Annotated in this window: 22 protein-coding genes; 7 read left to right on the top strand and 15 right to left on the bottom strand. The window is 42.7% G+C overall.

Features of this window, described 5'->3' with window-relative positions; genetic code table 11:
- Window positions 1-9 precede the first annotated feature (9 nt).
- Window positions 10-600, top strand: coding sequence for an HD domain-containing protein (locus ABXT42_RS03120; protein ID WP_443628914.1), 591 nt, complete (start codon window positions 10-12; stop codon window positions 598-600).
- Here the strand turns inward: ABXT42_RS03120 and ABXT42_RS03115 are convergent.
- Complete coding sequence (locus ABXT42_RS03115; RefSeq protein WP_443628913.1) at window positions 597-2471, bottom strand: propionyl-CoA synthetase; 1875 nt, start codon at window positions 2469-2471, stop codon at window positions 597-599. The genes ABXT42_RS03120 and ABXT42_RS03115 overlap by 4 nt on opposite strands.
- A gap of 106 nt (window positions 2472-2577) precedes the next feature.
- On the bottom strand, window positions 2578-4077 hold the full coding sequence (locus tag ABXT42_RS03110) for a cryptochrome/photolyase family protein (protein WP_443628912.1): 1500 nt from the start codon (window positions 4075-4077) through the stop codon (window positions 2578-2580).
- A gap of 185 nt (window positions 4078-4262) precedes the next feature.
- Between ABXT42_RS03110 and ABXT42_RS03105 the strand changes: the two genes are divergently transcribed.
- Together ABXT42_RS03105 and ABXT42_RS03100 are read left to right on the top strand one after the other, a co-directional pair.
- Window positions 4263-5522, top strand: a complete 1260-nt coding sequence (locus ABXT42_RS03105) for a M24 family metallopeptidase (protein ID WP_443628911.1) — start codon at window positions 4263-4265, stop codon at window positions 5520-5522.
- Between the two features lie 46 nt (window positions 5523-5568).
- Window positions 5569-6969: an amidase gene (locus ABXT42_RS03100; RefSeq protein WP_443628910.1), complete on the top strand. Its 1401-nt coding sequence runs from the start codon at window positions 5569-5571 to the stop codon at window positions 6967-6969.
- A 19-nt stretch (window positions 6970-6988) separates the two neighbouring features.
- Here the strand turns inward: ABXT42_RS03100 and ABXT42_RS03095 are convergent, their stop codons facing one another.
- The 3 genes from ABXT42_RS03095 to ABXT42_RS03085 all read right to left on the bottom strand — a co-directional run bounded on the left by ABXT42_RS03095 (window position 6989) and on the right by ABXT42_RS03085 (window position 9878).
- On the bottom strand, window positions 6989-7894 hold the full coding sequence (locus ABXT42_RS03095) for an MBL fold metallo-hydrolase (protein WP_443628909.1): 906 nt from the start codon (window positions 7892-7894) through the stop codon (window positions 6989-6991).
- Between the two features lie 136 nt (window positions 7895-8030).
- The gene (locus ABXT42_RS03090) at window positions 8031-9008 is read right to left on the bottom strand and encodes a glutathione S-transferase family protein (RefSeq protein ID WP_443628908.1); all 978 of its coding nucleotides are present in this window, start codon (window positions 9006-9008) and stop codon (window positions 8031-8033) included.
- 9 nt (window positions 9009-9017) lie between these two features.
- Window positions 9018-9878 (bottom strand): pirin family protein, encoded by an 861-nt coding sequence (locus ABXT42_RS03085; protein ID WP_443628907.1) that lies wholly within the window; start codon window positions 9876-9878, stop codon window positions 9018-9020.
- A 131-nt stretch (window positions 9879-10009) separates the two neighbouring features.
- Here ABXT42_RS03085 and ABXT42_RS03080 point away from each other — a divergent pair, with 131 nt between their 5' ends.
- Window positions 10010-10912, top strand: coding sequence for a LysR substrate-binding domain-containing protein (locus ABXT42_RS03080; RefSeq protein ID WP_443628906.1), 903 nt, complete (start codon window positions 10010-10012; stop codon window positions 10910-10912).
- A gap of 4 nt (window positions 10913-10916) precedes the next feature.
- Here the strand turns inward: ABXT42_RS03080 and ABXT42_RS03075 are convergent, their stop codons facing one another.
- The 8 genes from ABXT42_RS03075 to ABXT42_RS03040 form a co-directional block, all read right to left on the bottom strand.
- On the bottom strand, window positions 10917-11789 hold the full coding sequence (locus ABXT42_RS03075) for a DMT family transporter (protein WP_443628905.1): 873 nt from the start codon (window positions 11787-11789) through the stop codon (window positions 10917-10919).
- Window positions 11790-11903: 114 nt separating this feature from the next.
- Entirely contained in the window at window positions 11904-12650 is a 747-nt protein-coding gene (locus tag ABXT42_RS03070; protein ID WP_443628904.1) for an SDR family NAD(P)-dependent oxidoreductase, read from the bottom strand.
- Between the two features lie 2 nt (window positions 12651-12652).
- Window positions 12653-13051, bottom strand: a complete 399-nt coding sequence (locus ABXT42_RS03065) for a thiol-disulfide oxidoreductase DCC family protein (protein ID WP_443628903.1) — start codon at window positions 13049-13051, stop codon at window positions 12653-12655.
- Between the two features lies 1 nt (window position 13052).
- Window positions 13053-13577, bottom strand: a complete 525-nt coding sequence (locus ABXT42_RS03060) for a DUF3429 domain-containing protein (RefSeq protein ID WP_443628902.1) — start codon at window positions 13575-13577, stop codon at window positions 13053-13055.
- Window positions 13578-13732: 155 nt separating this feature from the next.
- Window positions 13733-14923, bottom strand: coding sequence for a Na+/H+ antiporter NhaA (nhaA, locus tag ABXT42_RS03055; RefSeq protein WP_443628901.1), 1191 nt, complete (start codon window positions 14921-14923; stop codon window positions 13733-13735).
- A gap of 60 nt (window positions 14924-14983) precedes the next feature.
- The gene (locus ABXT42_RS03050) at window positions 14984-15238 is read right to left on the bottom strand and encodes a hypothetical protein (RefSeq protein ID WP_443628900.1); all 255 of its coding nucleotides are present in this window, start codon (window positions 15236-15238) and stop codon (window positions 14984-14986) included.
- Between the two features lie 260 nt (window positions 15239-15498).
- Window positions 15499-16161, bottom strand: a complete 663-nt coding sequence (locus ABXT42_RS03045) for a hypothetical protein (protein WP_443628899.1) — start codon at window positions 16159-16161, stop codon at window positions 15499-15501.
- Between the two features lie 12 nt (window positions 16162-16173).
- Window positions 16174-18129 (bottom strand): S8 family serine peptidase, encoded by a 1956-nt coding sequence (locus tag ABXT42_RS03040; protein ID WP_443628898.1) that lies wholly within the window; start codon window positions 18127-18129, stop codon window positions 16174-16176.
- A gap of 797 nt (window positions 18130-18926) precedes the next feature.
- Between ABXT42_RS03040 and ABXT42_RS03035 the strand changes: the two genes are divergently transcribed.
- From ABXT42_RS03035 to ABXT42_RS03025, 3 genes are all read left to right on the top strand, one after another.
- The gene (locus ABXT42_RS03035) at window positions 18927-19307 is read left to right on the top strand and encodes a DUF2237 family protein (RefSeq protein ID WP_443628897.1); all 381 of its coding nucleotides are present in this window, start codon (window positions 18927-18929) and stop codon (window positions 19305-19307) included.
- Between the two features lie 15 nt (window positions 19308-19322).
- A complete protein-coding gene (locus ABXT42_RS03030) occupies window positions 19323-20354 on the top strand; it encodes a hypothetical protein (RefSeq protein ID WP_443628896.1) in 1032 nt (343 codons plus the stop codon).
- Window positions 20355-20478: 124 nt separating this feature from the next.
- Window positions 20479-20712 carry a hypothetical protein gene (locus tag ABXT42_RS03025; RefSeq protein ID WP_443628895.1) on the top strand — a complete coding sequence of 78 codons (234 nt, stop codon included), beginning with the start codon at window positions 20479-20481 and terminating at the stop codon, window positions 20710-20712.
- 444 nt (window positions 20713-21156) lie between these two features.
- Here the strand turns inward: ABXT42_RS03025 and ABXT42_RS03020 are convergent, their stop codons facing one another.
- Both ABXT42_RS03020 and ABXT42_RS03015 read right to left on the bottom strand, forming a co-directional pair.
- Window positions 21157-21714, bottom strand: a complete 558-nt coding sequence (locus ABXT42_RS03020; RefSeq protein ID WP_443628894.1) for a class I SAM-dependent methyltransferase — start codon at window positions 21712-21714, stop codon at window positions 21157-21159.
- Between the two features lie 210 nt (window positions 21715-21924).
- Window positions 21925-22473 carry a peptidase gene (locus tag ABXT42_RS03015; RefSeq protein WP_443628893.1) on the bottom strand — a complete coding sequence of 183 codons (549 nt, stop codon included), beginning with the start codon at window positions 22471-22473 and terminating at the stop codon, window positions 21925-21927.
- Between the last annotated feature and the right edge of the window lie 82 nt (window positions 22474-22555).

The raw sequence follows: 22555 nt of genomic DNA, 5'->3' as shown, positions 1-22555 counted from the left end.
GAGCGGACAATGGAAAGTGAATTTAAAACAATTACATCTGACACTATCGTTGATTACTTATCCCATATCTTTGAACATAGTGGCGCTCAAGAATACCTAGGTGAACCTGTCACTATGGCACAGCACATGTTGCAAGCAGCCTCACTGGCTCAGCACCAAGGTTGCTCAGATGAAGTCATCGCAGCAGCCCTTTTACATGACATTGGCCATTTCACCAATGATTTTGGCACTTTTTCTATGGAAGACACACACGATCTAAAGCATGAAAGTTATGGGAGCAAAGTGCTTGCACCATGGTTTCCAGAAATAGTTACCCAGTGTGTGCGTTATCACGTAGCTGCAAAACGCTACCTTTGTGCTACAAGGTCAGCCTATTTTTCACAACTTAGTGCAGCTTCAGTGCATTCATTGCAACTACAAGGTGGGCCCATGAACACTGATGAAGTGGCAAGCTTTGAACTAAACCCTTACTTAGAAGATATTATACAAGTGCGCTTAGTGGATGATGTAGGCAAAGTAGCTGATATGAAAACATATCCCTTTGCCCACTTCAAAGCTCTACTGCAAACACTGGTGGATAACCACGCCAATCGTCATTAGTTTCGCACTAGCGCACTAATCTCATCCAAACTTGCAGGATCATCAATGGTAGAAGGCACTACATAGTCTTCACCATTAGCAATATTACGAATAATTTTACGCAAAATTTTACCTGAGCGGGTTTTGGGTAACCGCGACACTATGTGTGCACTCTTTAACACCGCGATAGGGCCTATGGTTTTACGGAGCATAGCTGCAATATCTTTGCCTAGCTGCACCTCATCAATTTGCGCTCCGTCTTTAAGCAATACCAAAGCCATGGGCAACTGACCCTTTAGCTCATCTTGCACACCTACTACAGCACATTCAGCCACCATGGTATGGGCGCCGACTACCTCTTCCATTTCTCCAGTCGATAATCGATGACCAGCAATGTTAATCACGTCATCCGTGCGGCCCATAATAAACACATACCCATCCTCATCACGATAACCCCCATCACCAGAGCTAAAAAAGCCTGGAAACTCTGTTAGATATGAATCTTTAAGACGGTTTTCATCACCCCAAATACCTACCAAACAGCCTGGTGGCAAAGGTAATTTAAGTACGATGTTACCTTTTTGATTATTACCAAGCTCTTCGTATTCATCAGATAAAATGCGTAAATCATAACCTGCTATCACCACTGCAGAAGAGCCAGGTTTGGCTGGTAAGTTATCTAATCCAACCGGGTTAGCACAAATAGACCAGCCCGTTTCTGTTTGCCACCAATGATCTACCACAGGCCTGCCAATGGTCTCTAGGGCCCAATCATAGGTAGGTGGATCTAGGCGCTCACCCGCCATAAATACAGTTTCTAAGCTGCTAATGTCATATTTTTTAAGCAGCTGCCCTGTAGGGTCTTCTTTTTTAATAGCACGAAAAGCAGTAGGAGCAGAAAAAACAGCTTTGACTTTATACTCTTCTATCATGCGCCAAAAAGCTCCTGCATCAGGAGTCATTACAGGTTTTCCCTCATACAAAATAGAGGTACATCCTGCAAAAAGAGGGCCATAAACAATATAAGAGTGCCCTACCACCCAGCCCACATCAGAGGCAGCCCAAAATACATCGCCAGCCCGCATGTTATAAATGGCTTTCATACTGTAGTTCAGTGCCACAGCATGACCCCCATTATCACGCACCACACCCTTAGGTTTGCCTGTAGTGCCTGAGGTATAAAGAATATATAAAGGGTCTGTGGCCTTCACTGGCACAGCTTCCACAGGCTCAGCTTTTGCCATCAGCTCTAACCAATCATGATCTCTGCCTGCTTGTAATGTAGCCTGCAACTGTGGCCTTTGTAATATTATGACACTACTCACTTGATGCGTTGCTATCTCGAGGGCCTCATCAAGCAGAGGCTTATAAGCAATGATTTTAGCCACTTCAATACCGCAAGATGCACTAATGATAGCAGTAGGTTTTGCATCATCTATACGCACAGCTAGCTCAGCTGCTGCAAAGCCACCAAACACCACCGAGTGCACCGCACCTATACGTGCACAAGCAAGCATGGCAATGGCCGCTTCCATCACCATAGGCATATAAATCACTACGCGATCACCCTTAGCCACCCCTTGCTGGGTTAAGACACCACCAAAAAGAGCTACTTGCGCCAATAGCTGGCTATAGGTGAGGCTAGACTTACTACCCGTCACTGGAGAATCATAATGTATAGCAACTTGGTCACCACGGCCATTATTAACATGATGATCCAGTGCCATGTAGCTTGTGTTCATCACACCATCACCAAACCATCGTCCAGTAGCCAATTCGCTAGTATCCACTGCTTGAGTTGGCGTGTTAAACCAAGACAGACGTTGCGCCTGCTGCAGCCAAAAAGCTGCTGGATTGGTAAGGGCCTGTTTATACGAAGCGGCGTAGCTCATAAGATCATACTCAGTCTGTCAAAAAATTAGAGACACATCATAACCTAGGCACAAAGAAATTAAACTAAGACATTGGAGTAAGAGATTAAGACAACAAGAATTAGCTTTATGATTTACAGTGCTTTTCGATAAACTCTTCAGCACAGTTAAAAATGAGCGTTTTACGCTCTTCACTCATTCTTTCTAGGGTGCTACGCATAAAGGATAAACGTGGGTTATTTTTAAGCATACCCATGTTGCGGCTTACAAAACGCCAATAGAGGCCATCTACTGTATGACACCAATCCCCTTTTTTATAATCGCTCATCTTTAAGATGTAGTTAGAACCACAAATATAGGGTTTGGTGGCAAAAATGCCTCCATCTGCAAAGGTACCCATACCAAACACATTAGGCGTCATGACCCACTCAGATGAATCGACATACATCTCCATAAACCAACGGTATACGTTTTGAGGATGCACCTCACACAAGGTCATCAAATTAGATATCACCATGAGCCGGTTAATGTGATGCGTGTATCCAAATTGGTTAGAAAAGTTGATGGCATCATCAAGGGGAGGGATTCCGGTATCACCTGAGTACCAGCTGCTGTTAAGCGAATTAGAAAAGTTAAAGAAATTGCTTTGTATCTGAGTTTCACTATGGTTTTGATAGACCCCCCTGATAAACTCACGCCAGCCAATAATTTGTCTCAAAAACCCTTCCACAGAATTGAGTGGAACCTGGTTTTTTTCGGTATAGCTAAGCACCTTATCAATGATATCGCGGGGTGTAATCAAACCTAAGTTTAATGAAGGGCTTAACGCACTATGGAACATAAAGGTGTCATTTTGCAATATGGCATCTTCATAGATACCAAAATTTTCAAACTTAATTGCTAAAAAGTAATCAATGTTTTTAAGTGCATCGCTACGCGTAAGAGGCATCCAAACATCTTCTAATTCACCTGGATGATGTGCAAACTTCGCTTTTATTATCGGTTTTAGTAGCTCAATATAAGTCGATTTAGAGGGTGTATAAAGCTCTGGTAAAGCGAGACCTTTGGGGATTTTTTTTCGATTATCTTCATCAAAAGACCACTGACCTCCTAATGGCTTTTGATGTTCATCCATTAACAAGCCTAACTTTTTGCGAACACCCTTATAAAAATTACCCATGCGCAACACTTTAAAGGATTGGTTAAGCTCTAAAAACTCGTCCCGTGTTAATAAAAACATCGGCGACGGCAATATTTCAAGGGGCATATTATTTTGAGCAGCAAAAGTCTTGAGCCTCAGTTCAAAGGCTTTATCTTCAATTTCAAACACCACTAGGGACGTGACATTGCGCGTGGCTATGCATGTTAATAGTTTTTGCTCGTAAGGTATGTCAAATTCTGGTTGCTCTATACCCACATAATCAACACTGAAATCATCGTCTAAAAGCTCATCTCGCTTTTCTCGCATCGATGCCAAAAACATCAGTATCTTTAACTTGTGGTGACGCTCATAAGTGCATAGCCCAAGATCTTCAGCCATAAAAATAGCGCCAGCATTAGCTACACGAATGTCTTGCAAAGGGAATAACTGATTGCCTAATAAAATAAGTAATCGAGTATTTTTCATAGGGTTACCAAAGTAAAACACTTGAAGTGTTAATCATTACACTAAAAAGAACTATTTTGACCATAAATAGATTGTGATGCAACGTGTATTAGGATTAACTTGTCTTGTATTTGTGCAAAAAATTACGCGCTACTAAACGTTTGATAACTCCTCCTAAAGAAGCTTAGTAAACAGGAATTACACCCATGATTGATGACAAAATACGCTACCTCAACAAAGATGCGGCCGACCTTGCTCTAACCAATCCCATTGCTGAAGCGACCGTGCGCAAAGCGCGCCAGTATCGCCTTGAGCGCACTCGTAAGATACTCAAAGACAACGACATTGCAGCAATTTTGCTATATGACCCTTGTAACATTCGCTACGCCACCGACACCTCCAACATGCAGCTGTGGACCATGCACAACCCATCACGCTACGCATTAATTTTTGCCGATGGCCCCGCGCTCTTATTTGACTACCTCAACTGCGCTCATTTGCACGATGAAAAGCGCTTACCCAATGGCGAACTCACTGTGGATGAAATTCGCCCAGCCATTGCTTGGGCTTATTTTGCTGCAGGCGAGCGCGCACCTGAACAGGCCATCCGCTGGGGAGCTGACATTGCCTCCTTAATGAAACAATATGGCGGTGGTAATAAACGCTTAGCGGTGGATATTTGCGAACAACTAGGTATGGCTCAATTACACCATCATGGTATAGAGACACTCTATGGTATGAAATATATGGAACATGCTAGAGGCATTAAATCTGCCGAAGAATTACAAATGATGCAATGGACCATCGCCGTTTGCCAAAAAGGCATGGAGCGCATGTGGGATCACTGTGAACCTGGCATTAGCGAAAATGAACTGTGGGCTCATCTGCACTTTGAGAACATTCGTAATGGCGGTGAGTGGATCGAAACGCGTATTTTAACCTCAGGTGAACGCACTAACCCGTGGATGCGAGAAAGCTCAGACGCCATTATTCAAAAAGGAGACATTGTTTCTTTTGACACAGATCTTATTGGCCCTTATGGCTATTGTGCCGATATTTCTCGAGCATGGATTGCAGGGCATGAAAAACCCACCAGCAAGCAAACCGAAATTTACGACATTGCTATGGAACACATCAGCTATAACATGGGCCTTCTAAAAGACGGGCTGGCTTTTAGAGACTTTGTTGCTCAGTCGTGGAAATTACCTGCCCGTTTTGCTCCCAATCGATACTCATGCTCAGTGCATGGCGTGGGTTTGGCCGATGAATACCCGTGCATTTACCATCCTCAAGATTATGAAAAAGTAGGCTACGACGGCCATTTTCATGAAAATATGGTGGTGTGTGTGGAGTCTTACACTGGTGGTATTGGTGAAAAAGAAGGGGTAAAGCTGGAGCAACAAGTGCGTATCACCAAAACGGGGGTTGAGCTATTATCCGACTTTGCGATTGGGTCTTTTAACTAATCAAAATAAGCTAATACTTCATTTAAAGATACTCAAGAGACACCACATGCCCGATCTTTGTTTTATGCCAGCCCACCAATTGCAAAGCAAACTATTGGCCAAAGATATCAGTGCGCGTGAGCTACTGGAGACTTTCATTTCCCAAACCCAAAAACACAACCCCTCAATCAATGCGTTAGTCACTCTAAATTTAGAGTCCGCACGCCAACAAGCCATTGAGGCAGATCAACAATTAGCTCAACATGGAAAAGCAGTGGGGCCGTTGCACGGCCTGCCTATAGCTGTGAAGGATGTTTTTGCTACCCGCGGCCTGCGCACAACCCTAGGCAATGAGCATTTTGCCAAACATATCCCTACACAAGATGACTTAGTTGTGGCCCGAGAAAAAGCAGCTGGAGCCATTATATTGGGTAAAAGTAACACGCCAGATTGTGCATCTGGGGGTATTACTAATAACACTATTTTTGGCCTCACCCGTAACCCGTGGAATCTTGAAAAAACCACCAGCGGCAGCGGTGGTGGCGGTGTGGCCAGCCTTATGAGTGGCATGGTATGCATGGCTGATGGCAGTGATATTGGCGGCTCTTTGCGCTCACCTGCAGCATGGAGTAATTGTGTGGGTTTTCGCCCAAGCTCCGGCCGTATACCAGGGCCTCCTGGCTCTCTAGCTGATGGCAACACTAGCACAGCTGGCGCTTTTACTCGCTGTGTTAAAGACACGGCTTTATTTATGCAAGCCTGTGATGGGCCTGACTTACGTTCAGCAACGCCTTACCCTGCGGGCCAGGAGATTACTGTAACAGCATTAGATAGGCTGCCATTGGGGGTAAAAGCAGCTTGGTCGGCAGATTTTGCTCAGCGTAATATGGAGCCAGAAATAAGCACCCAGTTTGAAGCACATAGCAGTTTATTCGAGGGCTGCGGATTAACTCTTTCCAGCATAGAGCTGAACCTAGGCAGCGAATATAGACAGCTCTACAGTGATTTTAACGCCTACAGCTATGTCAAAGGACTACCCACCCAAGTACTGAACGACTGTTTACAGGGCAAGCCAGTAAAACCTAGTATTCAAACCAATATTGATCACTATATGAGCATGAGTGCGAAACAAATTTTTAATATGTTTAGAGCTAGAGAAATACTGCGGGTTAACACTCAGGTATACATGCAAGACCATGCCGTTATCATCACCCCTGCACACAACTGCTTCGCCTATGGGGCCACAGATACGGTTGGGCACGACTTGTGCGATTGGTCCGCTTTCTACCTTGCACCCCTGCTAGGCTTACCGTCAATTGTTGTGCCTTGTGGTTTCACTGAAGATGGCATGCCACACGGTGTCATGATCACTGGCCGCCCAGGAGAAGACTTGCTAGTGCTACAAATAGCTGCCGCGTTTGAGCGCAACACAGGCTATGGGCAACAGCTTCCCAAGCTAGTTTTTTAACACTCTAGCAGCTGTAATGCTATTCCCATTCCATTTGTTCATAAACACGCAAAGCATTACCTGGAGCGATGCCTGCATAGTTGAGTAGGTCATCAAAGGCTGACTGATCAACCTTTCGAATGTCAGCCAAGTCACCGCCATTATCCAAAAACTCACCTACTCCTTGCCTTAAATGCACCAGATAGTTGTATGTTTGCTCACTCAGTTTAGCTAATGTACTCACCAAACCATGGCCTGGGATTACTTTTTGCGCTGGTAATTGCGCCATGGCCTCAAAGACATCTACCCAAGACCGGCTATCAGACACTTCAATCACCCCTAGCATACGATCACCATAAGCAATGTCGCCAGTAAACAGAATTTTCAAAGCGCGAATAAATACCCAACTATCCCCTGGCGTATGTGCTGCGCCTTGGTGATGAATAGTAATATCTAGGCCTGCATGGTTTAGCTCATAGGTTTGATCAAAGGTTTCTGGCGCTGTGAGGATATCCAGATTATTCATTGGGTGTTGACCCGTGGTGGCTATCAGACCTTGAATTTGATCACCAGCTCGTGCATTTTGATCTGCAACGGCTGCGTTACTTGCAATAATACGCGCGCCTTGTTTGGCAAAATAGGCATTGCCTAACCAACGGTGATCTTGCCCACCTGTGTTAATGACTACAGTAATAGGTAATGGTGTGATTTCTAATATTTTAGCTTCTATTGCTTTTGCCGCATGGGTGCCTGCACCGCTGTCGATTAAAAGCACCCCAGTATCGCCCACAATAAAACCAAAGTTAGCATTATTACCTAGGTTCTCAGCACTACGATTACCCGTCTCACCAATGATTGCATACACAGGCCCTTCGATGTGTTCAGTGGTTAAACCTGCGTTTGCTGCAAAGGCCATTTGGCTCATCAAAGCTATTGAAATGCTCATAGTAAAAGCTAGTAAAATACACAATTTACGATAAAGATAATACATATGAGCAGTCTCTTATATTTTATATTATCAACATCATACATTGAAACTAACACCGCTGACATACTGCAATGTGTGCCTGCCTACTTCTTACTTATAGCACCTTGCGACTATGTGGCTGCATAAAATCAATCACTGGGCCTGCAGGTATAATCAAGGTGGGGTTTATAGTTTCATGGCTACCGTAGTAATGTGCTTTGGTGTAGTCTATGAAGCAGGTTTCGGCAATACCTGGCACCTGATAAAGATCCCGTAAATAACCCCAAAGGTTGGGGTAATCCACAATACGGCGCAGGTTACATTTGAAATGGCCCACATACACTGCGTCAAAACGCACTAAGGTGGTGAATAAACGCCAATCTGCCTCAGTAATGCTATCTCCAGTAAGGTAACGCTGATTAGACAGTTTAGCTTCTAACTGGTCTAAGGCATCAAACACATCCGTCACTGCAGCCCTATATGCACTTGTTGTGGTGGCAAAGCCTGCTCTATAAACACCATTGTTAATATTGGGATAAATAAATTCATTAAGCTCATCAATTTGAGCCAATAAATGCGCAGGACAAAAATCACCATCTGTCGCGCCTATATCATCAAATGCGCTGTTAAACATGCGGATGATTTCAGGGGATTCATTACTCACAATAGTATTCGTGTGTTTATCCCATATCACAGGCACCGTTACCCGCCCCGTATAGTCTGGCATAGCGGCTGTATAGACTTGATGCATTCTAGTGGCGTTATGAATAGGGTCTCCCACAACCTGATCACCTGGCTCAAAAGTCCAGCCTTCATCACCCATATATGAATTAACCACAGAAATAGAAATCATCTCTTCCAAGCCTTTAAGCTTGCGATAAATCATAGTGCGATGGGCCCAAGGGCAAGCCAGTGACACATACAGGTGATAGCGGCCTGCTTCGGCTTTAAAACCACCTACGCCAGAAGGCCCAGCACTGCCATCTGCAGTAATCCAGTTGCGAAAACTTGGCGCTTTACGCTCAAAACGTCCCCCTGTTGATTTTGTGTCATACCAGTCTGAATGCCATGTACCGTCAATGAGTAATCCCATTACTTGCTCCTAAAATCGGTTATTTCTATAGTCGTTAAATGCCTGCATTACTTGCTCTTTAGTGTTCATAACAAATGGCCCGCCTCTAGCAACAGGTTCGTTTATTGGGGTGGCTGCAACCAGTAAAAACTGAGCCTCAGTTTCACAAGCCGTAATGGTCACGCTAGTACCCTCACCTAATATGCCAAGCTGCCTAGTGCATAAAACCTGCTCATCACCTACTAACACGTCCCCACTTATGGCATAAATAAAAGCACTGTCACCTGCTTTAATGGCTTGGGTAAAGGTGCCACCTGCTGGCAAATTTACATCCATAAAAATGGGCTTAATATCTTCACGTGTCACAGGCCCTGCAGTTCCCTCATTGGTGTGGCCGGCAACCACTCTCACTTGGCCTCCATCTTCGCGCATTTGCAAGGCTAGGTCATTTGCAACAAATTCTTGATAGGCTGGTTCACACATTTTGTCTTTGCTAGGCAAATTTACCCATAATTGAAAACCTTTGAGCAGGCCACTTTCTTGCTCTGGCATTTCTGAGTGCACAATCCCCTTACCTGCTCTCATCCACTGCACACCATGAGCTGCAATAACGCCTTCATTACCCATGCTGTCTTTATGGCGCATCCGCCCCGCTAACATATAAGTAACCGTTTCAAAGCCTCGGTGTGGGTGGTCAGGAAAGCCACCAATATAGTCTTGTGGTTGATCACTTTCAAAACAGTCCAACATTAAAAAAGGGTCCAGCATATCCAAATGTGGTGTGCCAATAATGCGGGTCATCTTAACCCCGTCACCATCTGAAGCAGGCATACCTGGCGTGCTATAAACGATCTGCCTTGAAGGCTGCGTATTGTGTTGGGTGTTTGTCATAGCGGGTCCTTAAGGTGAGTGGTGTGGGTCAATAATTTTTTTATCTTTAATATTGAATAGTTTAGCATGTTGACTAAATACGCAAAAACCCAAACAATAAGAAAACATTGTTCATAAAAAGAGAACTATACATGGGTCAGCTAGAAGATATGCACGTGTTTGTGCGGATAGTGGAAGCCGGCAGTATCACTCAAGCTGCAAGCCAGCTAAACCTTGCAAAATCTGCCGTAAGCAAACGCTTGGGCGACTTAGAAAAACGCTTAGGCACCAAACTCATCAATCGCACTACTCGCACTTCCAGCCTATCTGAGGCAGGCAATCAGTATTACCAAAGAGTGAAGCTATTACTGGGGGAAGTGGATTCTTTAAATGGAGAAATAACCCAAAAAAACCAGGTATTATCTGGGGTCTTAAAATTAGCAGTGCCTTTGTCTTTTGGCATTAGCCACCTTACCCCTGCTATTGAATTTTTCATGCGTTTACACCCTGAACTAAATATTGAGATGGATTTTTCAGATGGCAAAGTGGATATTATAGGCGGCGGTTACGATTTGGCATTTCGTATTGGTACCTTGCCAGATTCCAGCCTAAAGGCGCGTAAAATAACGCCCATTAGACACACTATCTGCGCCAGCCCAGACTACCTTAAACGCTGCGGCTCACCTATTTTGCCCCAGGATTTAAGCTCACATAAAGTACTCAAGTATGGCCATTGGCCATTGGCAGGCATCGCTTTATCAGATACAAAAGGAACACAGCATTTAGTCAATGTAGATGATTACTTTACTGCCAACAACGGCGACGCCATCATACAGATTGCAGTGGCTGGACACGGCATTGTAATATTACCCACCTTTATCAGCTGGGACGCACTCACTAAGGGTGACCTAGTGCCCATACTAGAAGACTACTCTTTGCCTAACATGCATGCATATGCCGTCTACCCTTCCACAAGCTACCTACCTGGTAAAGTAAGAAGTTTGATCGATTTTCTCACACATCGTTTTGGTGACACCCCTTATTGGGATAAATGATAGTTTATGTTTTAGCACTAGCTCGTTGCAACGTAAGCAAAGCCACACCCAAGATAATCACCCCACCACCTATAAGCATGCGTTGGTTCACCACTTCTTCTAAGAATAACCAGCCACCCAAGGTAGAAAACACTGGCAGCAAAAGTAAATAGGGTGCAGCTTTAGATGCGGGATATCGACCCAAAAAATGGTACCAACAGGTATAGCCAAGTGCAGTCATTACTATGCCTAAATAAGCCACAGCACCCCAAACAGCAAAGCCTGCATGGCTAATATGCTGCCAATGTTGATCTTCCATAATAAATGAGGCTACAAATAACTGAGGCGCTGCAAATACTGACACCCAAGCAATGGTCGCCATACCTGAAAGCTGATTGGGCTGTTTTTGGCTTAAACGGCGCATGAGTGCCTGCCCTAAAGCCCACATAAAAGCCCCGCCAATGGTTAAGCTAATACCCAACCATTTATCCACTAAGTTTGGCGCCCCCGTAAGAATATACATACCTACAAACGCAACAGCCAAACCCACAAGTTGGCGCATGCTAAGTTTATCGCCAAGCCAAAGCGCACTAATGAGTAATAAGAAAGGTGTTTCAATCTGCACAATTAAGGCGGTTGTGCTGGCGTCTAAGAGCTTTAAGCCGTTGTAAGACAACCCATATTGTAAGGTAGAGCCTATTAATGCGACCAAAGCTAAAGATTTGCGCATGCCTTTGGGTACAGGCACAAACCACACTAACAGCAATGCCGTGACAGAAAAGCGCAAAGCCATAAGTAATATAGGAGGGAACTGATCTACAGCAGGCTTGGCAATGACCAAACCCATACCCCAAATAAGGGGCACCATAAGGGCGATTAACACATCAGATAATTTCATAAATTAGACCCTCACTTTGTAGCTGATCTAGATACTACAAGGCCTATTGAAGCTGTACTAATAAATACGCGTCAAGAGCTTACTAAAAAGCTACCCAACGCTTTACTATTACTTTTACCAGTCTATTGTTTGGCCATTCCAATCCACATAAGACAGTAAACCATCTGGCTCCACATCACTCATGATGTTAGATAGTTGTGACGCTACAAATTCTGGAGTGAATAATTTACCACTAGGCACCGACGCTTGAAAAGGCTTAGATAAGCCTGTGTCTGCAGTGCCTGGATGAAAAGCCATCAACTTAACGTTTTTAGCTCGTCTGGCGTATTCAATGGCCATGTTTTTCAGCACCATATTCAACGCAGCCTTAGAGGCACGGTAAGCATGCCAGCCGCCCATACGGTTGTCACCTATGCTACCAACTCTAGCGCTCAAAGTGGCTACCACACATGGAGTGGAGCCTTTGAGCACTTTAAAAAGAAGCTTTAACCAAAGTGTAGGCACTACCGTATTACTTTGAAAGACCTCATGCAAAGCATCAGCATTGATATCTTCAAGGCGTTTTTCAGGCCAAAGCGTATCTGAATGCAGTAAGCCATGGCAAACACACACGCGGCTAAACTGACCTTGGTAAGGTGTAAGCTGATCTGCTACTTGTGCCATAGAGGCTTCATTGTATGTGCATGTAATCCAAACCAGCTTACTTTTAAGATCTTCTGGCATCGCCGAAAAATCAGGTCGAACCTGGCTACTCACTGCAAATACACTGGTAATGGTAGGGTCGGCTAAAAACTGAGTTACTAAGGCCGCGCCTAAGCCACCACCGGCGCCCAAGATTAATGCGTGATGATTGTCTTGCATAATCACTTCACATCCTCTTTTGTCGCACATGGCTCACAACGGCCTTTACCTGTAACAAGGGCAGATATACGGTGGCGATAACGGGCAAAAAACCGGTAGCCTAGCTGCGCTAATTGCTTAAATACCGGCCAGCGCAAAATAGCTACCCAATGGCCCTTTCCCACCAAGGCCCACGAGTGATACGTGACATCTAAACCATAAATAATACTGCCATCGCTCCACTGCCCGTGCAAAACTAGATCAGCTTTTTTAACATCTATATGGGGGAAACGTTCGGTAAACAAAGGCGCATAAATGTCTTCAAAGGCTATTTTTTTGTCACGATCCAGCTTTTCAAGGTGTCTAATTTCGGACGCACATAAAGGACAACCGCCATCAAAAAACATTGTTAATTGTGTCATGTTAAAATTCCAACAAAATAATCATTAATAGGTGCAATGCCAAAACCACAAAACTTAGCCGCAGTCGCATTAGCCAATAGGCACTTTCAATTTCGCTTTTTACCTCATTATGGCTTCGCTCCACCCATAATAAGCTTACATATCCAAACATTAACACAAGCAGGCAAATCACAAGCATTTGCGGTAAAACAATGCCAAGCAGCAATGCAAACCATGCAAGAAGTGCAAGTATGTTACTCATCAAAATAGCACCCAGTGCTGCATTATGACTCTTGAGACCCTGCCCATTTGCCCAAAGGGTACCCGACATAAAGCTTAAGATGATGGCGCTATAAGTGGTGAAAAAATAGGCTTCCAGAAAAGCAGGCAAAGGCCCCCATGGATAAACCAAAAGCAAACTAAAGCCAAACCAGCGCTCAACTAAGAGCAGACCAGCAGACATTATAAAAGGCAGTAATCCCGCATAACCCAAGATATGTATAAGCTTGAGCATGGGCATTTTCAAAAGGCCTGTGTTACCAGCCATGCGCAGTCCCATAGGTATAAATCAGCACACTAAAAGGCTATTAGACTACCTACTATCCTCATGATTCTCAAGCCATGAGGGTTAGCTAATTTAGTCTTTACGCTACGCCGACAAAAAGAAATTTTCTATTTTATTAGCAGCAACAAAGGTGCCTACTAAGGCACCTTTTTATTAGCGTTTAAACTAAAATATAAGATGATATAACCCAAAACACCAGAAGCTACAGAGCCTATAATGATGCCAAGACGCTCATCAAACAAAAGTGGGCCCATTTCTCCAAAGGCCAATGAGCCTACAAATAAACTCATGGTAAAACCAATACCACAAAGGGCAGAGGTACCATACAAACTTAACCAGCTCATGCCCTTAGGCAACGCAGTGACCTTCAATCTAATACATAACCAACATAAACCGAATATACCCACTTGCTTACCCACAAATAGCCCAAGGCCAATGCCCATAGGTACGCTGTGCGTTAGCTGGTCTGCCGTGACGCCTTGAAGAGAAATGCCAGCATTGGCAAAAGCAAACACAGGCAACACAAAAAATGCCACAACTGTGTGTAGATCATGTTCCATACTTTTAAGGGGTGAATAGTCTGGCTGCTTTTTAGAGCGCATGGGAATAAACATGGCTAACACAACACCTGCTAGGGTTGCGTGCACACCAGACTTCAACATGGCCACCCATAGGATCACACCAATTAAAATATACGGACTTTTTGAAGTAACATTACGCTTATTAAGATAAAACAAAATAGGCATACAAACAGCAGCCACTATTAAGGACATCGCAGATATTTTGGAGGTGTAAAAAAAGGCAATAATCAGTATTGCACCGATGTCATCAAAAATGGCTAACGAGGTTAGGAATATTTTAATAGATGCCGGTACACGCGAACCAAGCAATGCCAAAACACCTAAAGCAAAGGCAATATCTGTGGCAGCAGGTATAGCCCAACCTTCTACCCCCACAGGATCATTTATATTGAAGTAGAGGTATATAAGAGCAGGCACAAGCATTCCCCCTATAGCGCCGACGCCTGGCAATATAATATTTCTTTTATCTGACAATTCCCCTTCAAGCATCTCTCTCTTTAACTCAAGGCCTATCAAAAAGAAGAAAATAGCCATCAAACCATCATTAATCCAAAGAATTAACGGCTTGGCAATTTCAAGCGGCCCAACACGTATTTCACCAGGAATAGAAAGAAAAGATTGGTAAATCCCTTCAAAAGGAGAATTAGCTAATATCATGGCTAGCGCTGCCGCCATAATAAGCATCATACCACCGGCAGATTCAAGCTTGAAAAATGACAAGGTCGTGGAATTAGATTGATTATGCATAATTGCCTCTAGGGGTTAATGGATGCAGATAAGGATTTTTCGACCAAATGGACATATAGATTAATGCTTTTTGATTAATGTATTTACCACCAATAAGCTGTCCGTTAAAGACTCTTTCAAAGATGTGAAAACCCAATTAGTCAAGCTTAGGGTTTCTGTGTTGTCAGCAGCTATATTAGTGTCTAGCATGCCTTTTGACTCACGATCAAACAGTGCCATAAAATGCAATACAAAATTGGGTGCCTGCAACAGTTGTTGAGCAACGTATAACCCGATGTATCCTGAAACTCCTGTCACCAAAACAGTGAGTAGCATCTTATTTCCTTTAGATGATAATAATAGATGGCAATAATACACACTACTGCACAGATAAAAAACAGGTTGGGCTGTTTGATCAAATTGTTTACATTACATAAGTTGAGATGAAATTTTTCCAAGTAGCGATGAGGGCCAATCTAAATACACATATTGACGTATTCACAGTCGTCGTTGTAGGGGAAGAATCATAAGAAAACCAGTAAAACTATTAAGCTCATTGGTTATTTAAAGCTAAAGCTGCTCTATTAAAAAGCCTTTTAAAGCGGCACAGATTCATTCTCAAGGACTTCTATTTCAGCTTGAACGACTAAACCTGATTGATTGATACTATCGGTAGTGGTAAAAATATCACCCCATGACGGCATTGAAAAAATAGCAACTTTCATATCAGGAAAATGATCAACTAGATTGATGTTAAAGGTTTGAGCGATAAGCTCAGGTGAGGCATATTTATTATAGGTAACAATAATATTGCCACAGATAATAGCAATAGCTTTAGTGCTTGGATTGTACCCTATCTGATAATAATTATTAGTAGTGCCTGACACTGACGCAGAAGCCGCCAAGGCAATTGACTCCTTATCAATGATAAATAGTTTGAACCCAGCCTTTTTGCCTTGCCATAGAGATGGGCCTAAATTACTAGAAGACACCCTAGGCGAGGTGACTGAGGTTAGGCTAGATACCCCCTTGGAAGACGAGCCAGAACCATTACCCATGTTTTGTTTAACCCCCAGACCACCAGAGATTAGTTGATATTGTTGATTATTACTTACAAAAGTCACGCCGCTTGCTTGAGCTTTTTGTTCAATTAACATGTTGATCGAAGCGGGGCTAGCACTTGGTTCTTTCACTGTAAAACCATTGGCGCAAGCTATCATAGGCAGAGTTAACATAGCTAAAATTGAAAATAGTTTCATATTTATTTACTCCTAGTGCCCAAACACTTTAATTTGCCAATCGTTAAGTTGCCCAGCATTGCCAACCAGCGGATCTACTACTTTTATAGTCCAATCGCCGTTACTTGGCTCTCCATAAAAAGCATTTGATAACATCACCATATCGGTTAAATCATTACTGGCACCAAACACGTTTAAAGGAGTCATAAGCACACTTTTGGTCATTGATGGTGAGGTGACTTCTATGGCCAAAACACCACTTGACTCCTGGGTGATATTTACCTGTAATTGGATGGACTCAATTGTTCTCTCTTCATTTACAGTGATAGTGTTTAAAAGGCCAGCTGCACTGTTGTTTGGTATAGTAAGATTAACGGCACCACTTTTGTTAACCGAAGTGCCAAAAGCACCCATGCTACCTGAAACATAGCTTTTAGCTGCTGCAACTGCGCTAGCTACGTCTACCCCACCAAAGCCATAGTAGTTATGAAATTTATACCCTGCCCCATTGGTTAGCCATCTTGGTTCTGATATATGATTAATACCATTTATCGACAGCACCGTATCCGCAATGGTTGAATCCACTTGCACAGCAGTACTAGCGAGTATGTGTTTAACGTCCCGCCAATTGAGCGTGTTGTTTGCCTCAAGCATGAGGGCCACAGCACCTGATAATATGGGTGCAGAGGAGGATGTGCCATTGAATGAAGACGTATAATTGCAGCTGAAATTTTCTGTATGTCCAACACCACCGCTCACTGTGTCAAACTCGTTTATTGCTCTACCACCAGTTCGCACATAGCCTTTGGAACAATTGGATTGGTCCGTAGTAATCATAGCTGGAGCGTGGCTCCCATACTCGCCGCCAGGTGCAGACACCCAGATTGACGAACCCGAAGATGAGTAACTACTTTTAACCCCATTGGCGTTGAGTGCACCCACGACAACATTGTAAGGAATGGTATTCCATGGGTCCATATTTGCATTTTGGCACGTTAACCCAGTATTTGCGCCATAGTCTGTATTACAGTTAATAAAGCGGTCTAAGACCCAAATCCCTCTATAACCATTGCCAGCAGATTTAACGTATATCGCACCTTTTCCACCGCGTAAGTGAGTAACACCGCTTAGATATTGGGCCTCAATATACCTATTCATATTGATGTCATAATCTACTTTAACCCCAAAGCTTTGATTAAAAATATCAACATCTGCGGAGTTCGCAAAGCCACCAAGAGCCCTCGCATAATTGCCTACAGTTTGGTTGCGCAGTATGTTAAATCCTTTTAAAGAAGCTTTTGGTGCAACGCCTCTACCACCTTTTCCGTTCCATCCTGTAGCTGCAATAAGACCAGCCACACTCGTACCATGATCACCAGTAGTAGCAGTGTTTGTAGGGTTCGTGTCGTTTGAAACAAAGTCCCAAGATCCATGAGTGACTACATTGGCAGCAAGGTCTTCATGCGCGATTTCTAAACCTGTATCAAGCACTGCAACATTCACATTAGCCCCTAAATAGCCTGCAGCGATAACACTGTCGACATTGATATCTTTACTAGGTATGCCTGTGGATCTACTAAAATTAGCTTGTCCAGAGTTATTAATGTGCCATTGATATGCATATAAAGGATCGGGAGCCTCCACCATTAGTAAAAATGTTTGGCTAGCTTCATTTATCCCGTCGCTTACTTTTAGTGTTAGCGACGCAGTGCCATAAAAAGAAGCTTCAGGGGTTAAAGTTAATGTAGAACCTAAAACACTCCCAGCAACTGTGCTTATTGGGCTGGAAGTCAGTGTGTAAGTTAGCCCCTGCCCTGCACTATTAATTGCACTAATGCTTACTGCTTTAGTGACGCCTTGACCGGTCACTTGATTGGCGATCGTCGATAGGGATGTATTCGAACTGGAGGTGGCAGTAGATTCGCCTCCACAGCTTATTATGACACTAAGCAAACCTGTTAATATAATAGCTTTCATCACAGTTTTCATAATAGGGCTCCCCTTTTACTTTGTGAATAAAGAAGATTTATTTACTCTAAAGTCACTCTCCCTTTAGGATAAATTTTTAGTAGCTGTGCTAGTTACAACTTTTCCATAGTGAACCGAAAATCTCACTATATTAAGCCTCATTTTATTAATTAAAACTAAACAAGGTATCACTTATATTCTTATTATATGATAAAAATGCTCATAGTCAATATCTAATACTTAATAATCTAAAATAAATATTAGTAAAATTTTATATATATATGATTTATATATTAAAAAATGCTAAAAATAACTTATTTAGAGAAGATTATTTTGGAAGCCAAAAGAAATGGGCCATAAAGGGTAGGTTGAAGAGGGTATAATTGATAAAGTGCTGTGTGCTTTTTGGCCAACCATCATGTAAAAAATCTTACTAGGTTTATTCCATTGTTTGTAGATAAAGGCTAGATTGCGCAAGACTTACTATATATGAGGTATTCAGTGAAAGTTTAGGTGAGGTATTTAATAATAGATTCAGTGATTTTTGACACGTAAATTGCGGGCATTGCAACATCAAAAATAAACGTTATCTTGACATTGACCGACTGCCCTGTGAGTATTTGATTTACTCTGGTGCCTTCTAAATTTGGCTCTAATAGTAGGGATGAACAACATTCTCACCACCACTATTACACTGACTATATTCATATAAGTTGTTGAAGATATTTATCGTATAGGAATCATGGTATCAATTGAACACAAGGCGGCGACAAAATAAACAATCAACACTTCAACTTCTTCAAAATAGAGATTCAAAAATGATCAAAATGGATGAGCCGATTAACGTATTTGGTGAAAAGCTAACAACCTGTGGAGTAGACCCAATAACTGGATTCTACCGAGACGGAGCTTGTAATACCTGTAAAGATGACTTTGGTTCTCATACAGTTTGTATTGAAACTTCACAGGAATTTTTAGACTATTCAAAATCTAAGGGCAACGACTTGTCTACCCCTATGCCTGCATTTAACTTTCAAGGTTTAGTGCCTGGCGATAGTTGGTGTGTATGCGCTGGACGGTGGTTAGAGGCAGAAAAAAACGGCATGGCTCCACGACTGCACCTTCAAAGTACCCATATCAGGGCTTTAGAGATAGTCCCCATGATCCTACTTAAAAAATATGCAGTAGATTTAAACTAGCTGCAAGGCTCCCACATGCCCCCTAAGCATCCTGCTTTCACTGATCGCTACTGCGTTGTACTAAATATGAATCACACTATATTTTTCTGTCTGTTGCTAGGTGCCCTTTTTACTTGGCAGGGTGCATTGGCAGCTGATACTGCAGTAAAGATCGGGACTATTGTTGCGGACGACTCTAATGGTGCTTGGTTTGATCGGTCATTAGAGGTTCGAGGTATTCAAATCGTAGTGGCTGGGGCTGTCGGTGGCCAAAAAGCTGTGCCTAACAAGTGGGTAGAAAAAACGGCTCAGACCATTAAGCTGTTAATCGATAGTTCGGCACCCAATATTGAAAACGTTTTACAAAAACGTCTTGTAGCCACGTTAGCAGGGGCCGCCGGCACTGCGCACCAGGGCTATCAAACAGGCCAGCGTATCGGGTATGGCGGAGGCAACTCCTATCGTCCAAACCCATTACGTGATAATGGTATTCGGCATTACAAAGGGTTTGAGGCCTGGTTAGATCGTATGGTTCACAAAGATATGGTCTGGTATAAAAACGTAGACAGTTTACACACAGGTGATGATGACATTGTAGAACTGCTCGAACACTTAATGCATACCATTCACTCATTTGGCTTGCCTGGCGTAGTTGATGGTTCCTTAGATGCGCTATCTTGGGATCCAGAGCGCAGGAGAGATTACCATAAGCAAGAGCTTTGGCTGGCAATGAAAGAGGCGATTGATAATAGAGTATTCAATGTTTCTGATTATGGAAATGGTGATCCAAGAGGCCACATGAGTTCTGTCATGATGACCGAATATATGTATTTATTAAACTTCAGTATGTGGGAATTTGGTAAAGAATTTTGGGGCGATGGTGGGTCGTTAGCGCCAGAATGGTCGAACAAAGCAAGGACAGCAAAGGGGGTTCGTAAGCATAATGCACTTGGGTATAGATTGTTTATGACTTATTTTGACCCCGTTTTAAGTAAACCTGATATAAAAACTCTGCGGCGCATGTTCAAAGATCATGATAGAGGTGTATCAGGTTATGTGGCGGAGTAATTTTAACTTCATCGGTTATCGATAGTCACTTGCAGGGCTTGCGCACAGGAAATAAACGGGGCTTTGATACGCACCTACTTTTATATATGAAGTAAATTAAATTTATTTTTAAGGAGAGGATATTATGAAACATATTACCGTCTTAGTTATCGGCTTATTAATTTCTTACACAGCTTATGCGTCTAAAGACATAAAGGTTTACCCAAAAGAAAGTTGTCAAGAAATATATAAAGCGATTGGAACATTTCTTGTCCTTGCAGATGGAGAATGGAAAGAAGGAAATGGAGAAAATGCAATGTTTTATTCAACCGCATCAGCTAATTATGCAACTATTTATCAAGCAGTATGTAAAAAGTAAAATGGTGTATTTATATTGCTTGGCCACGAGGTTCTCCAGAGCTTCGTAGGTCACTCTCTTCGGAAAGGCTCCGAGTTGCTTTTGCATAGATTCACAGCGTATCCCATAGTAAGTCCCAATCCGTTGTCCTCGTCAGCTGCATACGCTTTTACAAAACACGTGATTGTTTTAGCAGTATCTGTCGTACCACTGCATAATTTGATAGCCTGTCCTGTAGTTAGGCCTAAACCTTCCCAAGCCAGCATTTAGCAGGTGGTAAGCGGTGGTGATTCAATATCAACAACATTCTCCTCAGCAGCAGCCACTCCACTACTGAAGAGCATTGAGAAAACTAGTGGCATTAATCGTTTATTCGTACGCATCTACATATCCTCTGGATAGGTCAATTTATACTCAACAGTCCGTATAGTTACTTTCTAGGCACGACGATGCTGCCCTTGATTGTTATTTTGCTTGTAACTTTTTTGCTACTACAAAATAGCTAGAAGCTCCTTTATATATTTCTTCTGATGCTACAACCTGAAAGCCGTTAGCAATTAGTAAATCGTCTACTTCAGAGCTCGTTATGCTTCTTATAGGAATGGAAATTAATTCAATCTTACATAAGACCCTAACTAATTGAATTTGCAGATTAACTAACAACGACATCTTTTGCCGTAAGCAAGGTGTGACCGAAATAAATAAACCATTCGGATTTAACATTGCATTTATTCGTTGCGCAACATCCTGCGGACTAGGAACTGTGTGCAACATATTAAAAGCCAGAATGACATCATACGATTCGCTGGAATACTTTTTATCAAAAATATCCGATTGCTCGAAATTTACATTTTCAATGTGACCAAGAGCGGCTTTCTCTTTTGATATTGCAATCATCTTAGATGAAATATCAATTGCATGAATATTTTTTACCAGACTAGAAAATTGGCAGGGGTTAGACCGTGCTATCGAAGTAGCCGAAGCTTTTGACCGCTCTACTGATGTTGATTCTTCTAACTTCAAGCGATTCTACCGTGAGTTCATTAAAATCGAGATTGAGTTGCTGGGAGTGTTGTTAAAACGGGAGTATTCGAATTACTCTGACGAAGTTAAATACCTCTATGGTGATGAAACATGAACCAATCAATTTGGAACACGCTTAGTGTCGATATTTCATCCTTTGCCGCTTAGCATTTCTATGATTATGTATAAGATTTTCAAGTTGGGTCTATCTCAAATGATGGTAGGCAATCCTGCCATATTGTCCATTTTAATGATTTCTGGTGCATAGGCTTTGCGACTGAATACGCGCTCGAGAAATGGTTCAAAGAAGGCTAATGGCTGGCTATCATAAAGTGGATCAAAGCAGTTTTGGTCCCAACGTTCGCAAAAATCAACGGCGGTTTGGTAATAAGCATGATCACGGTATTGGTCGTGTTCATTGGGATTCCAACCATCTAAATGGTGGGCGTAGTAAATCATTTGAAAAGCGCCGTGGTGTTCAACGACCCAAGTCACTTCTTCTCGCACAAATGGACGCAAGATTTCTGCTGCCATGCGGTCGTAATTCTGTGGGGCCAAGCCGTCACCTATATCATGTAGTAAGGTGGCCACAATCCAATCATCATCAGCTCCGTCATATCGGCTACAGGATATTAAGTTTTCAAATTTACCTGTATGATCTATGCGCTCATAATAGTGTTCTAAAGAACACAAATGATGAGTTAGCCTTTCGGTTAAGGTCTGAAGGGCTAAAAAATTGGCATTCGCTGGTTTAGACACGATTGTTGAAGATACACCATAAAACCTCAAATTTGCGATGGGCCGTTCCATTGAATGATATGCTCGTTCAATGGCTTGTTTA

Source organism: Candidatus Njordibacter sp. Uisw_002, from assembly GCF_047730155.1.
Taxonomy (GTDB): Bacteria; Pseudomonadota; Gammaproteobacteria; order Pseudomonadales; family Balneatricaceae; genus Njordibacter.
Note: the sequence above shows the minus strand (reverse complement) of the source record. Positions and strands in the feature narration are given on the sequence as shown.